The sequence below is a fragment of the Achromobacter sp. MUI-25009338 genome, assembly GCF_057359325.1.
This window is the reverse complement of record NZ_CM170627.1, coordinates 4,418,745-4,434,275: the sequence shown is the minus strand read 5'-3', so window position 1 is coordinate 4,434,275 and position 15,531 is coordinate 4,418,745. Positions and strand designations below refer to the sequence as shown.

12 protein-coding genes are annotated in these 15,531 nt (G+C 67.7%); 8 read left to right on the top strand and 4 right to left on the bottom strand.

The genetic code is table 11. The features are described 5' to 3' along the window. Nucleotides 1–86: 86 nt before the first annotated feature. The 4 genes from AC1IQ6_RS20975 to AC1IQ6_RS20960 all read right to left on the bottom strand — a co-directional run bounded on the left by AC1IQ6_RS20975 (nt 87) and on the right by AC1IQ6_RS20960 (nt 5,230). Nucleotides 87–1,316, bottom strand: coding sequence for a M20 family metallopeptidase (locus AC1IQ6_RS20975; RefSeq protein ID WP_485866592.1), 1,230 nt, complete (start codon nt 1,314–1,316; stop codon nt 87–89). A 5-nt stretch (nt 1,317–1,321) separates the two neighbouring features. Then, entirely contained in the window at nt 1,322–3,004 is a 1,683-nt protein-coding gene (locus AC1IQ6_RS20970) for a hydantoinase/carbamoylase family amidase (protein ID WP_485865258.1), read from the bottom strand. 11 nt (nt 3,005–3,015) lie between these two features. After that, nucleotides 3,016–3,957 (bottom strand): allantoinase PuuE, encoded by a 942-nt coding sequence (puuE, locus tag AC1IQ6_RS20965; RefSeq protein WP_111826699.1) that lies wholly within the window; start codon nt 3,955–3,957, stop codon nt 3,016–3,018. 256 nt (nt 3,958–4,213) lie between these two features. After that, nucleotides 4,214–5,230: a 1-aminocyclopropane-1-carboxylate deaminase gene (locus AC1IQ6_RS20960; RefSeq protein WP_102774497.1), complete on the bottom strand. Its 1,017-nt coding sequence runs from the start codon at nt 5,228–5,230 to the stop codon at nt 4,214–4,216. 192 nt (nt 5,231–5,422) lie between these two features. On the opposite strand from AC1IQ6_RS20960, the gene AC1IQ6_RS20955 reads away from it, so the two are divergent. From AC1IQ6_RS20955 to AC1IQ6_RS20920, 8 genes are all read left to right on the top strand, one after another. Then, nucleotides 5,423–5,893, top strand: coding sequence for an Lrp/AsnC family transcriptional regulator (locus AC1IQ6_RS20955; protein ID WP_111826631.1), 471 nt, complete (start codon nt 5,423–5,425; stop codon nt 5,891–5,893). Between the two features lie 328 nt (nt 5,894–6,221). Next, nucleotides 6,222–9,089, top strand: a complete 2,868-nt coding sequence (locus AC1IQ6_RS20950) for a 2-oxoglutarate dehydrogenase E1 component (RefSeq protein WP_102774499.1) — start codon at nt 6,222–6,224, stop codon at nt 9,087–9,089. Nucleotides 9,090–9,181: 92 nt separating this feature from the next. Continuing rightward, complete coding sequence (odhB, locus tag AC1IQ6_RS20945) at nt 9,182–10,408, top strand: 2-oxoglutarate dehydrogenase complex dihydrolipoyllysine-residue succinyltransferase (protein ID WP_111826633.1); 1,227 nt, start codon at nt 9,182–9,184, stop codon at nt 10,406–10,408. A 102-nt stretch (nt 10,409–10,510) separates the two neighbouring features. Then, a complete protein-coding gene (lpdA, locus tag AC1IQ6_RS20940) occupies nt 10,511–11,938 on the top strand; it encodes a dihydrolipoyl dehydrogenase (protein ID WP_102774501.1) in 1,428 nt (475 codons plus the stop codon). 80 nt (nt 11,939–12,018) lie between these two features. After that, nucleotides 12,019–13,110, top strand: coding sequence for a cell division protein ZapE (gene zapE, locus AC1IQ6_RS20935; protein WP_102774503.1), 1,092 nt, complete (start codon nt 12,019–12,021; stop codon nt 13,108–13,110). A 162-nt stretch (nt 13,111–13,272) separates the two neighbouring features. Further along, complete coding sequence (locus AC1IQ6_RS20930) at nt 13,273–13,554, top strand: DUF3649 domain-containing protein (RefSeq protein ID WP_102774504.1); 282 nt, start codon at nt 13,273–13,275, stop codon at nt 13,552–13,554. Further along, nucleotides 13,551–15,179 carry a PepSY-associated TM helix domain-containing protein gene (locus AC1IQ6_RS20925; protein ID WP_102774505.1) on the top strand — a complete coding sequence of 543 codons (1,629 nt, stop codon included), beginning with the start codon at nt 13,551–13,553 and terminating at the stop codon, nt 15,177–15,179. Before AC1IQ6_RS20930 ends, AC1IQ6_RS20925 begins: the two co-directional genes overlap by 4 nt. Next, nucleotides 15,176–15,499: a DUF3325 domain-containing protein gene (locus tag AC1IQ6_RS20920; RefSeq protein WP_102774506.1), complete on the top strand. Its 324-nt coding sequence runs from the start codon at nt 15,176–15,178 to the stop codon at nt 15,497–15,499. The genes AC1IQ6_RS20925 and AC1IQ6_RS20920 overlap by 4 nt, the downstream gene beginning before the upstream one ends. Nucleotides 15,500–15,531 lie beyond the last annotated feature (32 nt).

Here is a 15,531-nt window from a genome sequence, read left to right as displayed (position 1 = left end):
ACCCATCCTACGGCATGGTGTCGTAGGATGGGTGCAGCGCGAGATGCCTTAAAACAAGAAAACGAATATCAAGCGCGCGGAACCTATCACTCTCCCAGCAAATCGCACAGCGTGCGCGCGATCACCTTGGTGGCGCGCCGCAGATCCTCCAGCGCGACGCGCTCGTCGTTGCGCTTGGCGTGCGATTCCAGCACGGTTCTCGGCCCCGCGCCGTAGATCACGCCGGGGACGCCGGCTTCGGCATACAGGCGCACGTCGGTGTAGAGCGGCGTGCCCATGGCCGGTATCGGTTCGCCGAACAGTTCCTGCCCGTGTTTCTGGATGGCCTGCACCAGCGGCTGATTGCCGGGCAGGGGGCGCATGGCGTTGGCCAGCAGCAGGCGCCGGATCTCCACCGTGATGCCGGGCTGGGCGGCGGCGGCCTCGGCGATGATGCGGCGGATGTCGGCCTCGACTTCGGCGGCGTTTTCCTCGGGGATCATGCGCCGGTCCAGCTTGAACACCACCTTGCCGGGCACCACGTTGGTGTTGGTGCCGCCTTCGATGCGGCCGATGTTCAGGTAGGGGTGGGTGATGCCGGGCACCTGCGAGCGGATCTCGCGGTAGCGCGCATTCTGCGCGTACAGCGCGCCCAGTATCGCGACGGCGGCCTGCAGCGCGTCCACGCCGGTGCCGGGAACGGCGGCGTGGGCCATCTTGCCGTGCACGGTCACTTCCATCTGCAAACAGCCGTTGTGCGCGGTCACGACCTCGTAGCTGAAGCCCGCCGCGATCAGCAGGTCGGGCCGGGTCAGCCCCTGCGACAGCAGCCAGCCGGGCCCCAGCAGGCCGCCGAATTCCTCGTCGTAGGTGAAGTGCAGTTCGACCGCGCCGCGGCCGGGACGGGCCACGGCCTCGAGCGCGCGCAGCGCGAAGGTGTAGCTGGCGAAGTCGCTCTTGCTGACGGCGGCGGCGCGGCCGTAGAGGCAGCCGTCCTCGATTTCGCCGCCGTAGGGATCGTGGCGCCAGCCCTCGCCGGGCGGCACCACGTCGCCGTGGGCGTTGAGCGCGATGCGCGGCCCGCCGGCGCCGTATTCGCGCCGCACGATCAGGTTGGTGATGGATTGCAGCCCGTAGTCGCGGACCTGAGCGGCCGGCACCGGATGGGCCTCGGCCTGCAGGCCGAAGCCTTGCAGCAGCTCGGCGGTGCGCTCGGCGTGCGGGGCGTTGTTGCCGGGCGGCGTGTCGGTGGGCACGCGCACCAGCTCCTGCAGGAAGCGGACCTCTTCGTCGAAGTGGGCGTCGATCCAGGCGTCGAGTCGGGCGTAGTCGGTCATGGCGGTCATGGTGTTTCGTGGGCGAGGTTGTCGAGCAGGTTGAGCATGGCCTGCGCGGCGAGCTGGATGTCGTCGCTGGTGGTGGATTCGCGCGGGTTGTGGCTGATGCCGGCATTCTGGCCGCGCACGAACAGCATGGCCTGCGGCATGATTTCGTGCAGCTTCATGGCGTCGTGGCCGGCGCCGCTGGGCATGCGGTGCACCGGCAGCCCGAGCGCGTCCACGGCCCGTTCCCAGCGCTGCTGCCAGGCGGGATCGCTGGGGGCGGCGGCGGCGCGCATGGTTTCCTCCAGCGCGTAGCGCAGGCCGCGGCGGCGGCACACGGCTTCCAGCTCGGCCAGCACGTCGCGGGCCAGCGCATCGCGCTGCGCGTCGCTGGGCGCGCGCAGGTCGAGGCTGAAGCGGCACTCGCCGGGCACCACGTTGATCGAGCCGCCGGGCACTTCCAGCATGCCTACTGTGCCGACCGAATCGCCGTCGAGCGCGGCGCGCCGCTCCACGTACAGCACCATCTCGGCGGCCGCGGCGGCGGCGTCGCGGCGCCGGTCCATCGGCGTGGTGCCGGCGTGGCAGGCCAGGCCCGAAACCTGGACCTGGTAGCGCAGGCAGCCGTTGATGGACGTGACCACGGCCAGCGGCAGCCCCATCTCGTAGAGCACGGGACCCTGTTCGATATGGATTTCGACGAAGCCCAGGTAGCGCGCCGGATCGCGGCGCAGCGCCGGGATGTCCTCGGGGCGCAGGCCGGCGCGCGCCATGGCCTCGCGCATGCTGACGCCGTCGGCGTCCTGCTGCGCCAGCCATTCCTCGCGAAAACCGCCGATCAGCGCGCCCGAGCCCAGGAAGGTGGCGCGGTAGCGCTGGCCTTCCTCTTCGGCGAAACCGATCACTTCCAGGTGATAGGGCAGGCGCCGGCCGGCGCGGCTCAGTTCGCGCACGCAGGCCATGGGCACGAAGATGCCCAGGCGGCCGTCGTACTTGCCGGCGTTGCGCACCGTGTCGTAGTGGCTGCCGGTCATCAGCGTGGGCGCGTCGGCGCGGTCGGCCAGGTAGCGGCCCACCACGTTGCCGACGGCGTCGATGCCGACCTCGTCGAAGCCGCAGTCGCGCATCCATTGCGACAGCAGCCCGGCGCAGGCGCGGTGCGCGTCGGTCAGGTAGGTGACGGTCAGCTGGCCTTTTTCCGCATAGCCCGGATCGCTGTGCGCGGCGAGCCGTTCGCCCCAGTCCCAGATGTCGTTGCCGATGGCCGGCGCCTCGGCGAAGCGGTCCTGCAGGCGGATCTCGGCGACGCGGTGCAACTGGTGCAGCGCCTCCTGCAGCTCGACCTCGGGCGGGTTGCCCTCGCGGCGCGCGAATTCGTCGGCGATTTCCTGGCGCGTCAGATCCGTGCCGCGCGGGCCCTGCGGGGCCAGCACGAAGGGAAAGCCGAAGCGCTCGCGGTAGGCGGCGCCGGGTTCGGGCAGGTGCGCAGGCTCGGGATGGGCGCGCACCAGCGCCAGGCGCGTTTCGGCGTCGGCCTCGTCGACCGCCTGTCGCATGCGCTGGCGCAGCTCGGCCAGCGAGCGGAACGGACGCGAGCGCAGCGCGCTTTCGGCGATCCAGGGGGCTTGTTCGTAGAGGCCCTCGAGCATCGCGGCGGCGGCCGCGGGCGGGGCTGAATTGAGTTGGGCTAGGGTGTGGGCCATGGCCGTCCTGTTCAGGGCTGAGGGGTGTAGGGATGCGCCGCTCTCCAGTGGCGCGCGATGTCGATCCGGCGGCAGACCCAGACGCGGTCGTGGCGGGCGATGTGGTCCAGGAAGCGCTGCAGCGCGACGATGCGTCCGGGGCGGCCCAGCAGCCGGCAGTGCATGCCTATGCTCATCATCCTGGGCGTCTCGTCGCCTTCGGCGTAGAGCGCGTCGAAACTGTCTTTCAGGTATTGCAGGAACGGGTCGGCGTGCGAAAAGCCCTGCGGCAGCGCGAAGCGCATGTCGTTGCAGTCCAGCGTATAGGGCACGATGAGCTGCGGCGCGCTGCCGCCGTCGGTCTTGCGCACCAGCATCCAGAAGGGCAGGTCGTCGCCGTAGTAGTCGCTGTCGTACTCGAAGCCGCCGTAGTCGGCCACCAGCCTGCGGGTGCGCGGGCTGTCGCGGCCGGTGTACCAGCCCAGCGGGCGCGTGCCGGTCAGCTGCGTGATGGCCTGCATGCCCAGGCGCATGTGTTCGCGCTCGGTGGCTTCGTCCACGTCCTGGTAATGGATCCAGCGCCAGCCGTGGCAGGCGATCTCATGGCCCAGCTCGACGCAGGCGCTGGCCACCTCGGGGTGGCGCTGCAAGGCCATGCCGACGCCGAACACGGTCAGCGGCAACTGCCGCTTTTCGAATTCGCGCAGGATGCGCCACACCCCGACCCGCGAGCCGTACTCGTAGATGCTTTCCATGCTGAGGTGGCGCTCGGGATAGCTCGCGGGATTGAACATCTCGGACAGGAACTGTTCCGAACCGGCGTCGCCGTGCAGCACGCTGTTCTCGCCGCCTTCCTCGTAATTCAGCACGAACTGCACGGCGATGCGAGCCTGTCCCGGCCAGCCGGCATGCGGCGGGTTGCGGCCGTAGCCGATCAGGTCGCGTGGGTAGGGGCGGGTGGCGTCGTAAGTCATGGCGGGCGAAGAGTGGGAATGCGAACCGGCGATGACCGGCACCATAGCCGGAAATCGCAGTTTTGTATACAAATTATGTACATCATCTGGACGGTCAAGCCGGCGCCGGATACAGAACGCCCCGCTCGGGGACACTCCCGGCGGGGCGCGGGCCCATGGCCATCATGGGCGCGGAAGGGGCGGGCTGGCAAGTCCGGGCGGGCCCGGCGTTCAGCGCAGGTCGCCGCAAGGCCAGCCCAGCGGGCCGTAGGCGCTCTTATCCGTTGCGGTACAGAAAGCTGTAGGCGTTGATCGCCGGCACCCCTCCCAGGTGCGCATACAGTACGCGGGAGCCGGCGGGGATGTCGCCGCGGCGCACCAGGTCCATCATGCCCTGCATCGATTTGCCCTCGTACACCGGGTCGGTCATCATGCCTTCGAGCCGGGCGCACAGGCGGATGGCCTCGTTGGTCTCGGCCGAGGGCAAGCCGTAGGCGGGGTAGGCGTAGCGCGTGTCCAGCACCACGTCGCGGTCTTCGATGGCCCGGCCCAGCCCCACCATGTCGGCGGTGCGCCGCGCGATGCGCAGGATCTGCGCGCGGGTCTGGTCCGGCGTGGCCGAGGCGTCGATGCCGATGACGCGGTCCGCGCGCCCGTCGGCGGCGAAGCCCACGACCATGCCGGCCTGCGTGCTGCCGGTGACGGCGCAGACCACGATGTAGTCGAACTTGAAGCCCAGCTCGGCCTCCTGGCGCCGCACTTCCTCGGCAAAGCCCACATAACCCAGGCCGCCCAGTTCGTGATCGGAGGCGCCGGCCGGAATGGCGTAGGGCTTGCCGCCGCGCCGCCGCACCTCTTCCAGCGCTTCCTCCCAGCTCGGGCGCAGGCCGATGTCGAAGCCCTGGTCCACCAGGCGCACGTCGGCGCCCATCAGGCGGCTCATCATGATGTTGCCGACGCGGTCATACACCGCATCCGAATAATCCACCCAGTTCTCCTGCACCAGCACGCAGCCCAGTCCCAGCTTGGCCGCGACCGCGGCGACCATGCGGGTGTGGTTGGACTGGATGCCGCCTATCGTGACCAGCGTGTCGCAGCCCTGTTCCAGGGCCTGCGGAATGAGGTACTCCAGCTTGCGCAGCTTGTTGCCGCCGAAGGCCAGGCCGCTGTTGCAGTCCTCGCGCTTGGCGTAGATCTCGACCTTGCCGCCCAGGTGCGCGGACAGGCGGTCGAGCTTTTCGATCGGGGTATCGCCGAAGGTCAGGCGATGACGGGGAAAGCGTTGCAGATCCATGCGGGCTCCTGTGGGGTCTGGACGTGTCGGCCGGGATGGCTCGCACGGAAAAATCATAGGAATCGCACGAATATTTGGTCAATTGCGTATTTTTTTGATTTATCGTTTTTTAAAACAGGTAATTATCCAGATATGGATTTATTATTTGGCAGATAAAAATAATGGCGAAATTTAATTTTTAGGGACGTATTAATGGCAGCCATTTCCGGCCTGGACCGCATCGACCGCCAGATCCTGCGCGTGCTGCAGGAGGACGCCCAGATCACCAACCTGGAACTGAGCGCGCGCGTGCACCTCAGCCCGGCCGCCTGTCTGCGCCGGGTCGAAAAGCTCAAGGCCGAGGGCATCATCCGCAAGACCGTCGCGCTGCTCGAACCGGCCGAGGTCGACATGGCCACGCTGGTCATCGTGGGGGTGGTGCTGGACCGCTCCACGCCCGAATCCTTCACCGACTTCGAAGCCGCCGCGCGCGGCATCAGCGGCTGCCTGGAATGCCACCTGGTGGCCGGCGAGTTCGACTACTTCCTGATGCTGCGCATCCGCGACCTGGAACGGTTCAATAAACTGCACGCGGGCGAGATCATCAAACTGCCCGGCGTGCGCCAGATCCGCACGTTTTTCGTGCTCAAAGAGATCCTGTCCACCACCGAGTTGCCGGTCTGATCGCGGCGAACACGCAACACTCGCCTTGCGTCCGATCAAAAATGACGCGCCGCCGCATTTTGGAATGACGGTTTTTGAGGGCGCGTAGACGGCTCGATAGAAGGGGTTCGCCGGACATTCCAATACCGCATGCAGCCATTCCCCATGCGCTTTTGCGGCACGCAATCGCAGGCAGACGCCCGTAAACTCAAAGGGTTATACTTTCGGGCATACGGCTTTCAAGGCTTGTACGCGCCTTCTGCCCCTGCTATCCGCTAACCGGGAAGCCCGTGTCGCGGAAGGTTTTCCTGCATCGTGTCGAGTGAAGCACTCGTAAAGGTGAAGCGATATGTCTTCGGAATTGGAATCTCTATCCACGTCTTATCTATTCGGGGGTAATGCCCCGTATGTCGAGGAGCTTTACGAAGCCTACCTCGATAACCCCGGTTCGGTGCCCGACAACTGGCGCGAATATTTCGACCAGCTGCAGCACGCTCCCGCCACCGACGGCCAGGAGTCCACCCGCGATCAGGCCCACGCGCCCATCGTCGAATCGTTCGCTCAACGCGCCCGCGCCAACGCCTTCGTGCAGCGCTCGGCCGAGCCCGACCTCAGCGTCGCCAGCAAGCAGGTTTCCGTTCAGTCGCTGATCGCCGCCTACCGCTCCCTGGGTTCGCGCTGGGCCGACCTGGACCCGCTCAAGCGCCAGGAACGTCCGCCCATCCCCGAGCTCGATCCCGCCTTCTACGGCCTGACCGAAGCCGACCTCGACCAGACCTACTCGGCCACCAACACCTACTTCACGACCGCCAGCACCATGACGCTGCGCGACATCCTGAAGGCGCTGCGCGACACCTACTGCCGCAGCATCGGTGCCGAATTCACGCACATCTCCGACCCCGCCGCCAAGCGCTGGATCCAGGAACGCCTGGAAGCCACGCTGGGCGCGCCCACCTACACGGCCGAAGAAAAGCGCCACATCCTGCAGCAGCTGACCGAGTCCGAAGGCCTCGAGCGCTTCCTGCACACCAAGTACGTCGGCCAGAAGCGCTTCTCGCTGGAAGGCGGCGAAAGCTTCATCGCCTCGATGGACGAAGTGGTGAACCACGCCGGTGAAAACGGCGTCCAGGAAATCGTGGTCGGCATGGCCCACCGCGGCCGCCTGAACCTGCTCGTGAACATCATGGGCAAGATGCCCGGCGACCTGTTCGCCGAATTCGAGGGCAAGCACGCCGAAGGCCTGACCGACGGCGACGTGAAGTACCACAACGGTTTCTCGAGCGACCTGTCCACCCGCGGCGGCCCGGTCCACCTGTCGCTGGCCTTCAACCCCTCCCACCTGGAAATCGTCAACCCGGTGGTCGAGGGCAGCGCCCGCGCCCGCCAGGAACGCCGCGGCGACGCCGAAGGCAAGCAAGTGCTGCCGGTGCTGGTGCACGGCGACGCGGCATTCGCCGGCCAGGGCGTGGTCATGGAAACGCTGAACCTGGCGCAGACCCGCGGCTACGGCACGGGCGGCACGCTGCACATCGTCATCAACAACCAGATCGGCTTCACCACCTCCGACCCGCGCGACTCGCGTTCGACGCTGTATTGCACGGACGTGGTCAAGATGATCGAAGCCCCGGTCTTCCACGTCAACGGCGACGATCCCGAAGCCGTGGTGTTCGTCACCAAGCTGGCGCTGGACTACCGCCTGCAGTTCCGCCACGACGTGGTCGTGGACATCGTCTGCTTCCGCAAGCTGGGCCACAACGAGCAGGACACCCCCTCGCTGACGCAGCCCCTGATGTACAAGCGCATCGGCCATCACCCCGGCACGCGCAAGCTGTACGCCGACAAGCTGACCACGCAGGGCGTGCTGGCCGAAGGCGAAGCCGACCAGCTGGTCAAGGACTACCGCCAGCTGATGGAAGACGGCCAGCGCACCATCGAGCCGGTGCTGACCGACTACAAGAGCAAGTACGCCATCGACTGGTCGCCGTTCCTGGGCGCCAAGTGGACCGACCAGGCCGACACCGCCGTGCCGCTGGCCGAGCTCAAGCGTATCGGCGAACGCATCACCACGGTGCCGGAAGGCTTCACCGTGCACCCGCTGGTCGCCAAGCTGCTGAACGACCGCCGCACCATGGCCAAGGGCGAAATGAACCTGGACTGGGGCATGGGCGAGCACCTGGCCTTCGCCACGCTGGTGGCTTCGGGCTACGCCATCCGCATCACCGGCCAGGACTCGGGCCGCGGCACGTTCACGCACCGCCACGCCGTGCTGCACGACCAGAACCGCGAACGCTGGAACGACGGCACCTACATTCCGCTGCAGAACGTCTCGGAAGGCCAGGCTCCGTTCACCGTGATCGACTCGGTGCTGTCAGAAGAGGCGGTGCTGGGCTTTGAATACGGCTACTCCAGCGCCGAGCCCAACACGCTGACCATCTGGGAAGGCCAGTTCGGCGACTTCGTCAACGGCGCCCAGGTCGTGATCGACCAGTTCATCAGCTCCGGCGAAGCCAAGTGGGGCCGCCAGTCGGGCCTGACCCTGATGCTGCCGCACGGCTACGAAGGCCAGGGTCCCGAGCACTCGTCGGGCCGCATCGAGCGCTTCCTGCAGCTTTGCGCCGACAACAACATGCAGGTGATCCAGCCGACCTCCGCGTCGCAGATCTTCCACGTGCTGCGTCGTCAGATGATCCGCCCGTTCCGCAAGCCGCTGGTGCTGTTCACGCCCAAGTCGCTGCTGCGCAACAAGGACGCCGGCTCGCCCCTGACCGAACTGGCCGGCGGCAGCTTCCGCCCGGTCATCGGCGAGGTCGACGAGGCCATCGACGCCGCCAAGGTCAAGCGCGTGCTGGCCTGCTCGGGCAAGGTCTACTACGACCTGGTCAACGCCCGCCGCGAGCGTGGCGCCGACAACGTCGCCATCATCCGCGTCGAGCAGCTGTACCCGTTCGCGCACAAGTCCTTCGAGGCCGAACTGCGCAAGTACCCGAAGGCCACCGAAGTCATCTGGGTCCAGGACGAGCCCCAGAATCAGGGCCCGTGGTTCTACATCCAACATCACGTGTACGAGAATATGGCCGAAGGCCAGAAGCTGGGTTACGCGGGCCGCGCCGCGTCGGCATCGCCGGCCGTGGGCTACCTGGCCAAGCACCAGGAGCAGCAGAAGGCGCTGATCGAAGCGGCTTTCGCTCCCAAGTTCAAGGTCATGTTGACGAAGTAACCATCGCTAGCTGCGCGCGTGGCGCGCGGCAGGTTTGCTGAAAGCCTGCCGCGCCTCGCGGTCAGAACTCAAACCTCTACGGAATAAACAAAATGGCTATCACCGACGTCGTCGTCCCCCAACTTTCCGAATCCGTCTCCGAAGCGACGCTGCTGACCTGGAAGAAGCAGCCGGGCGCTGCCGTCGAAGCGGACGAAATCCTGATCGAAGTCGAAACCGACAAGGTCGTCCTGGAAGTGCCGGCTCCCGCCTCGGGCGTGCTGGCTGAAATCGTCAAGGGCGACGGCAGCACCGTCACCTCCGGCGAAGTGCTGGCCCGCATCGACACCGCCGGCAAGGCCGCCGCCGCCGCGACCGCCCCGGCCGAAGCGCCCAAGGCCGCCGAGCAGGCCGCTGCCGCCGCCGCGCCGGCCGCCGCCGCCCCGGCCTCGACCTCGGCCGCCGGCGTGGCTTCGCCCGCCGCCTCCAAGATCCTCGCCGAGAAGGGCGTGGACGCCGCCAGCGTCGCCGGCACCGGCCGCGACGGCCGCGTGACCAAGGGCGACGCCCTGGCCGCCAGCGCGCCCGCCAAGGCCGCGCCCGCCGCCGCCCCGGCCCCGACCACGCTGTCGCTGGACGGCCGTCCGGAACAGCGCGTGCCCATGAGCCGCCTGCGCGCCCGCATCGCCGAGCGCCTGCTGCAGTCGCAGCAGGAAAACGCCATCCTGACCACCTTCAACGAAGTGAACATGCAGGCCGTCATCGACCTGCGCGCCAAGTACAAGGACAAGTTCGAGAAAGAGCACGGCATCAAGCTGGGCTTCATGTCGTTCTTCGTCAAGGCCGCCGTCGCCGCGCTGAAGAAGTTCCCGCTGATCAACGCCTCGATCGACGGCAAGGACATCATCTACCACGGCTACTTCGACATCGGCATCGCCGTGGGCAGCCCGCGCGGCCTGGTCGTGCCGATCCTGCGCAACGCCGACCAGCTGTCGATCGCCGACATCGAAAAGGCCATCGCCGACTTCGGCCGCCGCGCCGCCGACGGCAAGCTGGGCATCGAAGAGATGACCGGCGGCACGTTCTCGATCTCCAACGGCGGCGTGTTCGGCTCGATGCTGTCCACCCCCATCATCAACCCGCCGCAATCGGCCATCCTGGGCGTGCACGCCACCAAGGAACGCCCGGTGGTGGAAAACGGCCAGATCGTCATCCGCCCGATGAACTACCTGGCGCTGTCCTACGACCACCGCATCATCGACGGCCGCGAAGCCGTGCTGGGCCTGGTCGCCATGAAGGACGCCCTGGAAGATCCGCAGCGTCTGTTGCTGGACCTGTAATCTCGACGCCCCGGCCCGGCGCCCGCGCGGCGCCCGGGCCCGGCTTGCAGCCGGCCCGCAGGGCGGGGCGTGTTTCACTCCCTTCCTCACCGCGAGAACACTATGTCCCAACAATTTGACGTCGTCGTGATCGGCGCCGGCCCCGGCGGCTACATCGCCGCCATCCGCGCGGCCCAACTCGGCATGTCGGTGGCCTGCATCGACGCCTGGCAGAACGGCCAGGGCGGCCCGGCTCCCGGCGGCACCTGCACCAACGTCGGCTGCATCCCCTCCAAGGCGCTGCTGCAGTCGTCCGAGCACTTCGAACAGGCCAACCACCACTTCGCCGAACACGGCATCGAGCTCAAGGGCGTCAGCCTCAAGCTCGACACGCTGATCGGCCGCAAGAACACGGTGGTCAAGCAGAACAACGACGGCATCCTGTACCTGTTCAAGAAGAACAAGGTCACCTTCTTCCACGGCAAGGGCGCCTTCGCCGGCCAGGTCGACGGCGGCTGGTCGATCAAGGTCACCGGCACCACCGAGGCCGACCTGGTCGCCAAGCACGTCGTGGTCGCCACCGGCTCCTCGGCGCGCGAGCTGCCGGGCCTGCCGTTCGACGAAAAGGTCGTGCTGTCCAACGACGGCGCGCTGGCCATCGGCGCCGTGCCCAAGACGCTGGGCGTGATCGGCGCCGGCGTGATCGGCCTCGAAATGGGCAGCGTGTGGCGCCGCCTGGGCTCCGAAGTCACCATCCTGGAAGCGATGCCGGAATTCCTGGCCGCCGCCGACCAGCAAGTGGCCAAGGAAGCCCTCAAGGCCTTCACCAAGCAGGGCCTGAACATCCAGATGGGCGTCAAGATCGGCGAGATCAAGGCCACCGCCAAGTCGGTGACCGTGCCCTACGTCGACGCCAAGGGCGCCGAGCAGAAGCTGGTGGTCGACAAGCTGATCGTCTCGATCGGCCGCGTGCCGTACACCGGTGGCCTGAACGCCGAAGCCGTGGGCCTGAAGCTCGACGAGCGCGGCTTCGTCGCCGTCGACGGCGACTGCAAGACCAACCTGCCCAACGTCTGGGCGGTGGGCGACGTGGTGCGCGGCCCGATGCTGGCGCACAAGGCCGAAGAAGAAGGCGTGGCGGTTGCCGAGCGCATCGCCGGCCAGCACGGCCACGTCAACTTCGACACCGTGCCGTGGGTGATCTACACCTCGCCGGAAATCGCCTGGGTCGGCAAGACCGAGCAGCAGCTCAAGAAGGAAGGCCGCGAGTACAAGGCCGGCAGCTTCCCGTTCCTGGCCAACGGCCGCGCCCGCGCGCTGGGCGACACCACCGGCTTCGCCAAGGTGATCGCCGACGCCAAGACCGATGAGGTCCTGGGCGTGCACATCGTCGGCCCGATGGCCTCGGAACTGATCTCGGAAGCCGTGACCATCATGGAATTCCGCGGCGCCGCCGAAGACATCGCGCGCATCTGCCACGCGCACCCGACGCTGTCGGAAGCCGTCAAGGAAGCCGCCCTGGCGGTGGACAAGCGCGCGCTGAACTTCTGATCGGCGCGCAGCCGATGCAAGACGAGGGCGGGTTCTCGGATCCGCCCTTTTTTCATGTTGCTTCTTAACCGCTTTCCCACATGAACGTCAGCGAATACTACGAACACGCCCTGGCCGAGCGCGGCTACAAGCCCGACGCCGCCCAGAAGAAGGCGATCGACCGGCTGCAGCGCTATTACGACGACTGGGTCAGGTTCAAGTCGATGCGCTCGAACGCGCTGAAGAAACTGCTGAACCGGCCGGACGTGCCGCGCGGCGTCTACCTGTGGGGCGGAGTGGGGCGGGGCAAGAGCTTCCTGATGGACGCCTTCTACGCCACCGTTCCGGTGGTGCGCAAGACCCGCCTGCACTTCCACGAATTCATGCGCGGCGTGCACCGCGAGCTGGAAGAAGTCAAAGGCATGCAGGACCCGCTCGACGAAGTGGCCCGCCGCCTGGCCAAGCGCTACCGCCTCATCTGCTTCGACGAGTTCCACGTCTCCGACGTGGCCGACGCGATGATCCTGTACCGCCTGCTGCTCAAGCTGTTCGAGTACGGCACCTCGTTCGTGATGACGTCCAACTACGAACCGTCCACGCTGTACCCCGACGGCCTGCATCGCGACCGCATACTGCCCGCCATCGCGCTGATCGAATCGCGCATGGACGTGCTGAACGTGGACGCCGGCATCGACTACCGCCGCCGTTCGCTGGAGCAGGTGCAGTGCTACCACACGCCGCTGGACGAACACGCCCGGCAGGCGCTGCAAAAGGCCTTCGACACGCTGGCCGACACGCCGCCGCAGGAACCGGTGCTGCACATCGAGCACCGCGAGATCCGCGCGCTGGCGCTGGCCGGCACCGTGGTGTGGTTCGACTTCGCCACGCTCTGCGGCGGCCCGCGCTCGCAGAACGACTACCTCGAACTGGCCAACCGCTTCCACGCGGTGATCCTGTCCGGCGTGCCCAAGATGGGGCCGCGCCAGGCCTCCGAGGCGCGCCGCTTCACCTGGCTGATCGACGTGTTCTATGACCACCGGGTCAAGCTCATTATGTCCGCCGAATGCGAGCCCGAGGAGATCTACACCGAAGGCGCGCTGGCCAACGAATTCCATCGCACGGTCTCGCGCATCCTCGAAATGCAGTCGCGCGAATATCTGGAATCGGAGCGCCGGTTGACGGTGTCGCTCTAGGGGAGGGCGGGGGGCGCCGCCTGACGGGTTTCCCAACGCCACATCGTAGTGAGAATGGTTATAATTCACGGCTCTGATTGAGCAAACCCGGCCTGGCCGGTCGTGAATCAAACCCATCTTGGCGTCCATACCCCAGTGAAAGCTCCCGCTGCCGGCGCAGGCATGATGCGCTACCGATTTGCCGTATTGTCCCGGGCCGCGGCCGCCATCCTGGGCGGTTATCTGCTGGCCTCGGCCGCGGCGGCCTGCCTGGCCGTGTGGCTGCCGCTGCAGCGCGCCGACGCCGTGGTCACGGCCCAGATGCTGTCTTTCGTGTTCTACACCTGCGGCGTGATCTGGGTTTTCGCCACGCGCAATGCGTGGCGCGCCTGGGCGGGCCTGCTGGCGCCGGCCGCGCTGCTCGGCGCGCTATTCCTGGCCGGGCGCGCGATGGGGGCGGCATGAAGGCGGCCAAGGCGCCGGGCCAGGAGGGCCTGCGCCAGGCCATGTCGTGGCTGCACACCTGGTCGGGGCTGATCTTCGGCTGGGCGCTGTTCGCGATGTTCCTGACCGGCACCCTGGCGTTCTTCCGCCCCGAGATCACGCGCTGGATGCAGCCCGAGATCGACGCGCAGCCGGTGCCGGCGGTCCAGGCGGTGGCCCTGGGGCAGCGCTACCTCGAGCAGCACGCGCCCGACGCCACGCGCTGGTTCATCACGCCGCCGTCGCGGCGCGAGCCGACGGTCCAGCTGCTGTACCAGCAGCCCAAGCCCAAGCCGGGCACGCGCGGTTTCGTGCGCGTCAAGCTTGACCCGGCCACCGGGCAGGCGGTGAGCGCGCGCGAGACGCGCGGCGGGGATTTCTTCTACCGCTTTCATTTCGAACTCGAAATGGCGTTTCCGTGGGGGCGCTGGCTGGCCAGCATCGCCGGCATGTTCATGCTGGTGGCCATCATCAGCGGCATCATCACCCACAAGAAGATCTTCGCCGATTTCTTCACCTTCCGGCCGCGCAAGGGCGGCCAGCGCGCCTGGATGGACGGGCACAACGCGCTGTCGGTGCTGGGGCTGCCGTTTCACCTGATGATCACCTTCAGCGGCCTGGTGCTGTTCATGACCATGCTGATGCCGGCCGGCATCCAGGCCGTCTACGAAAACCCGCGCCAGTACACCGACGAAGTCTTCAAGTCGTTCAAGATCACGCCGGCGCGCAATGCGCCCGCGCCGCTGGCCGAACTGGCGCCGCTGGTCGAGCAGGCCCAGCGCCATTGGCAGGGCCGGGTCGGCCGCGTGATCGTCAATCACCCCGGCGACGCCGGCGCGACCATCACGCTGGTGCGCGACGCCGCCGACGGCGTGTCGTTCGGCCGGCTGGCGCCCTATGTGCGGCTCGACGGCGTGAGCGGCCAGCGGCTCGAAGGCGAGGACGACCTCAGCGCCGCGGTGCGCACCGCGGGCGTGGTGACCGGCCTGCACCTGGGCCTTTTCGCCGAGCCTCTGCTGCGCTGGCTTTACTTCCTGGTCAGCCTGGCCGGCACCGGCATGGTCGGTTCGGGCCTGGTGCTGTGGATCGCCAAGCGCCGCCAGAAGGCGCGTCCCGGCGCGCGCGAGGCGTTTTCGCTGCGGCTGGTGGACGCGCTCAACGCCGGCACCGTCGCCGGCCTGTTCCTGGCGGTCGCGGCCTTCTTCTGGGCCAACCGCCTGCTGCCCGCCGACCTGCCCGGCCGCCAGCTCTGGGAAGTGCGCGCCTTCTTCGCCGGCTGGGGCCTGTCGCTGGCCTATGCCTTCCTGCTGCCGCGGCGCAAGTGGCGCGACCTGCTGGCCGCCGCCGCCACCGCGCTGGCGCTGGTGCCGGTGCTCAACGCGCTGACGACCTCGCGCCACCTGGGCGCGTCGCTGCCCGCCGGCGACTGGGTCATGGCGGGGTTCGACCTGACCTGCCTGGCCGCAGCCCTGCTGCTGGCCTGGATGGCCCGCAGAGCGGCCCGCGCCGGCGCGGCGCAGTCCGCCAGGCGCGCTCCGGCGCCGGCCGCTCCGACCCAACAGGCGCCGGCCCTCGGCGCCTACGAAGCAAGAGGTGATACGCCATGACGCTAGCCGCCTTCTGCCTGGCCTACGCCGGATTCTCCGCCTTGTGCCTGGGCATGGACCGCCACTACGAAGACCTCTTCAACCGCGCGCTGACGCGGCGCCATCGCGTGCCGCTGCGGCTGTTCGGCTGGGCCGCGCTGGCCCTGTCGCTGTGCGCGTCTGCGGCGGTCTGGGGCTGGAGCTACGGTACGGTCGAATGGATAGGCATACTCAGCATCGCCGGCCTGCTGCTGATCTGGTTCCTCACCTTCCGTCCGCGCGCCGCGCTGACCGCCGGCGGCCTGTGCGCGCTGGCCGCGCCGGTGCTGGCCGTACTGTAGCGGCGGCGGGCGCGGCGCCCGTCCGGCACGTT

Excerpts from the sequence above, each read along its gene's own strand:
- AC1IQ6_RS20975 (WP_485866592.1), bottom strand. The coding sequence starts at position 1,316 with ATGACCGACTACGCCCGACTCGACGCCTGGATCGACGCCCACTTCGAC.
- AC1IQ6_RS20970 (WP_485865258.1), bottom strand. The coding sequence starts at position 3,004 with ATGGCCCACACCCTAGCCCAACTCAATTCAGCCCCGCCCGCGGCCGCC.
- puuE (WP_111826699.1), bottom strand. The coding sequence starts at position 3,957 with ATGACTTACGACGCCACCCGCCCCTACCCACGCGACCTGATCGGCTAC.
- AC1IQ6_RS20960 (WP_102774497.1), bottom strand. The coding sequence starts at position 5,230 with ATGGATCTGCAACGCTTTCCCCGTCATCGCCTGACCTTCGGCGATACC.
- AC1IQ6_RS20955 (WP_111826631.1), top strand. The coding sequence starts at position 5,423 with ATGGCAGCCATTTCCGGCCTGGACCGCATCGACCGCCAGATCCTGCGC.
- AC1IQ6_RS20950 (WP_102774499.1), top strand. The coding sequence starts at position 6,222 with ATGTCTTCGGAATTGGAATCTCTATCCACGTCTTATCTATTCGGGGGT.
- odhB (WP_111826633.1), top strand. The coding sequence starts at position 9,182 with ATGGCTATCACCGACGTCGTCGTCCCCCAACTTTCCGAATCCGTCTCC.
- lpdA (WP_102774501.1), top strand. The coding sequence starts at position 10,511 with ATGTCCCAACAATTTGACGTCGTCGTGATCGGCGCCGGCCCCGGCGGC.
- zapE (WP_102774503.1), top strand. The coding sequence starts at position 12,019 with ATGAACGTCAGCGAATACTACGAACACGCCCTGGCCGAGCGCGGCTAC.
- AC1IQ6_RS20930 (WP_102774504.1), top strand. The coding sequence starts at position 13,273 with ATGATGCGCTACCGATTTGCCGTATTGTCCCGGGCCGCGGCCGCCATC.
- AC1IQ6_RS20925 (WP_102774505.1), top strand. The coding sequence starts at position 13,551 with ATGAAGGCGGCCAAGGCGCCGGGCCAGGAGGGCCTGCGCCAGGCCATG.
- AC1IQ6_RS20920 (WP_102774506.1), top strand. The coding sequence starts at position 15,176 with ATGACGCTAGCCGCCTTCTGCCTGGCCTACGCCGGATTCTCCGCCTTG.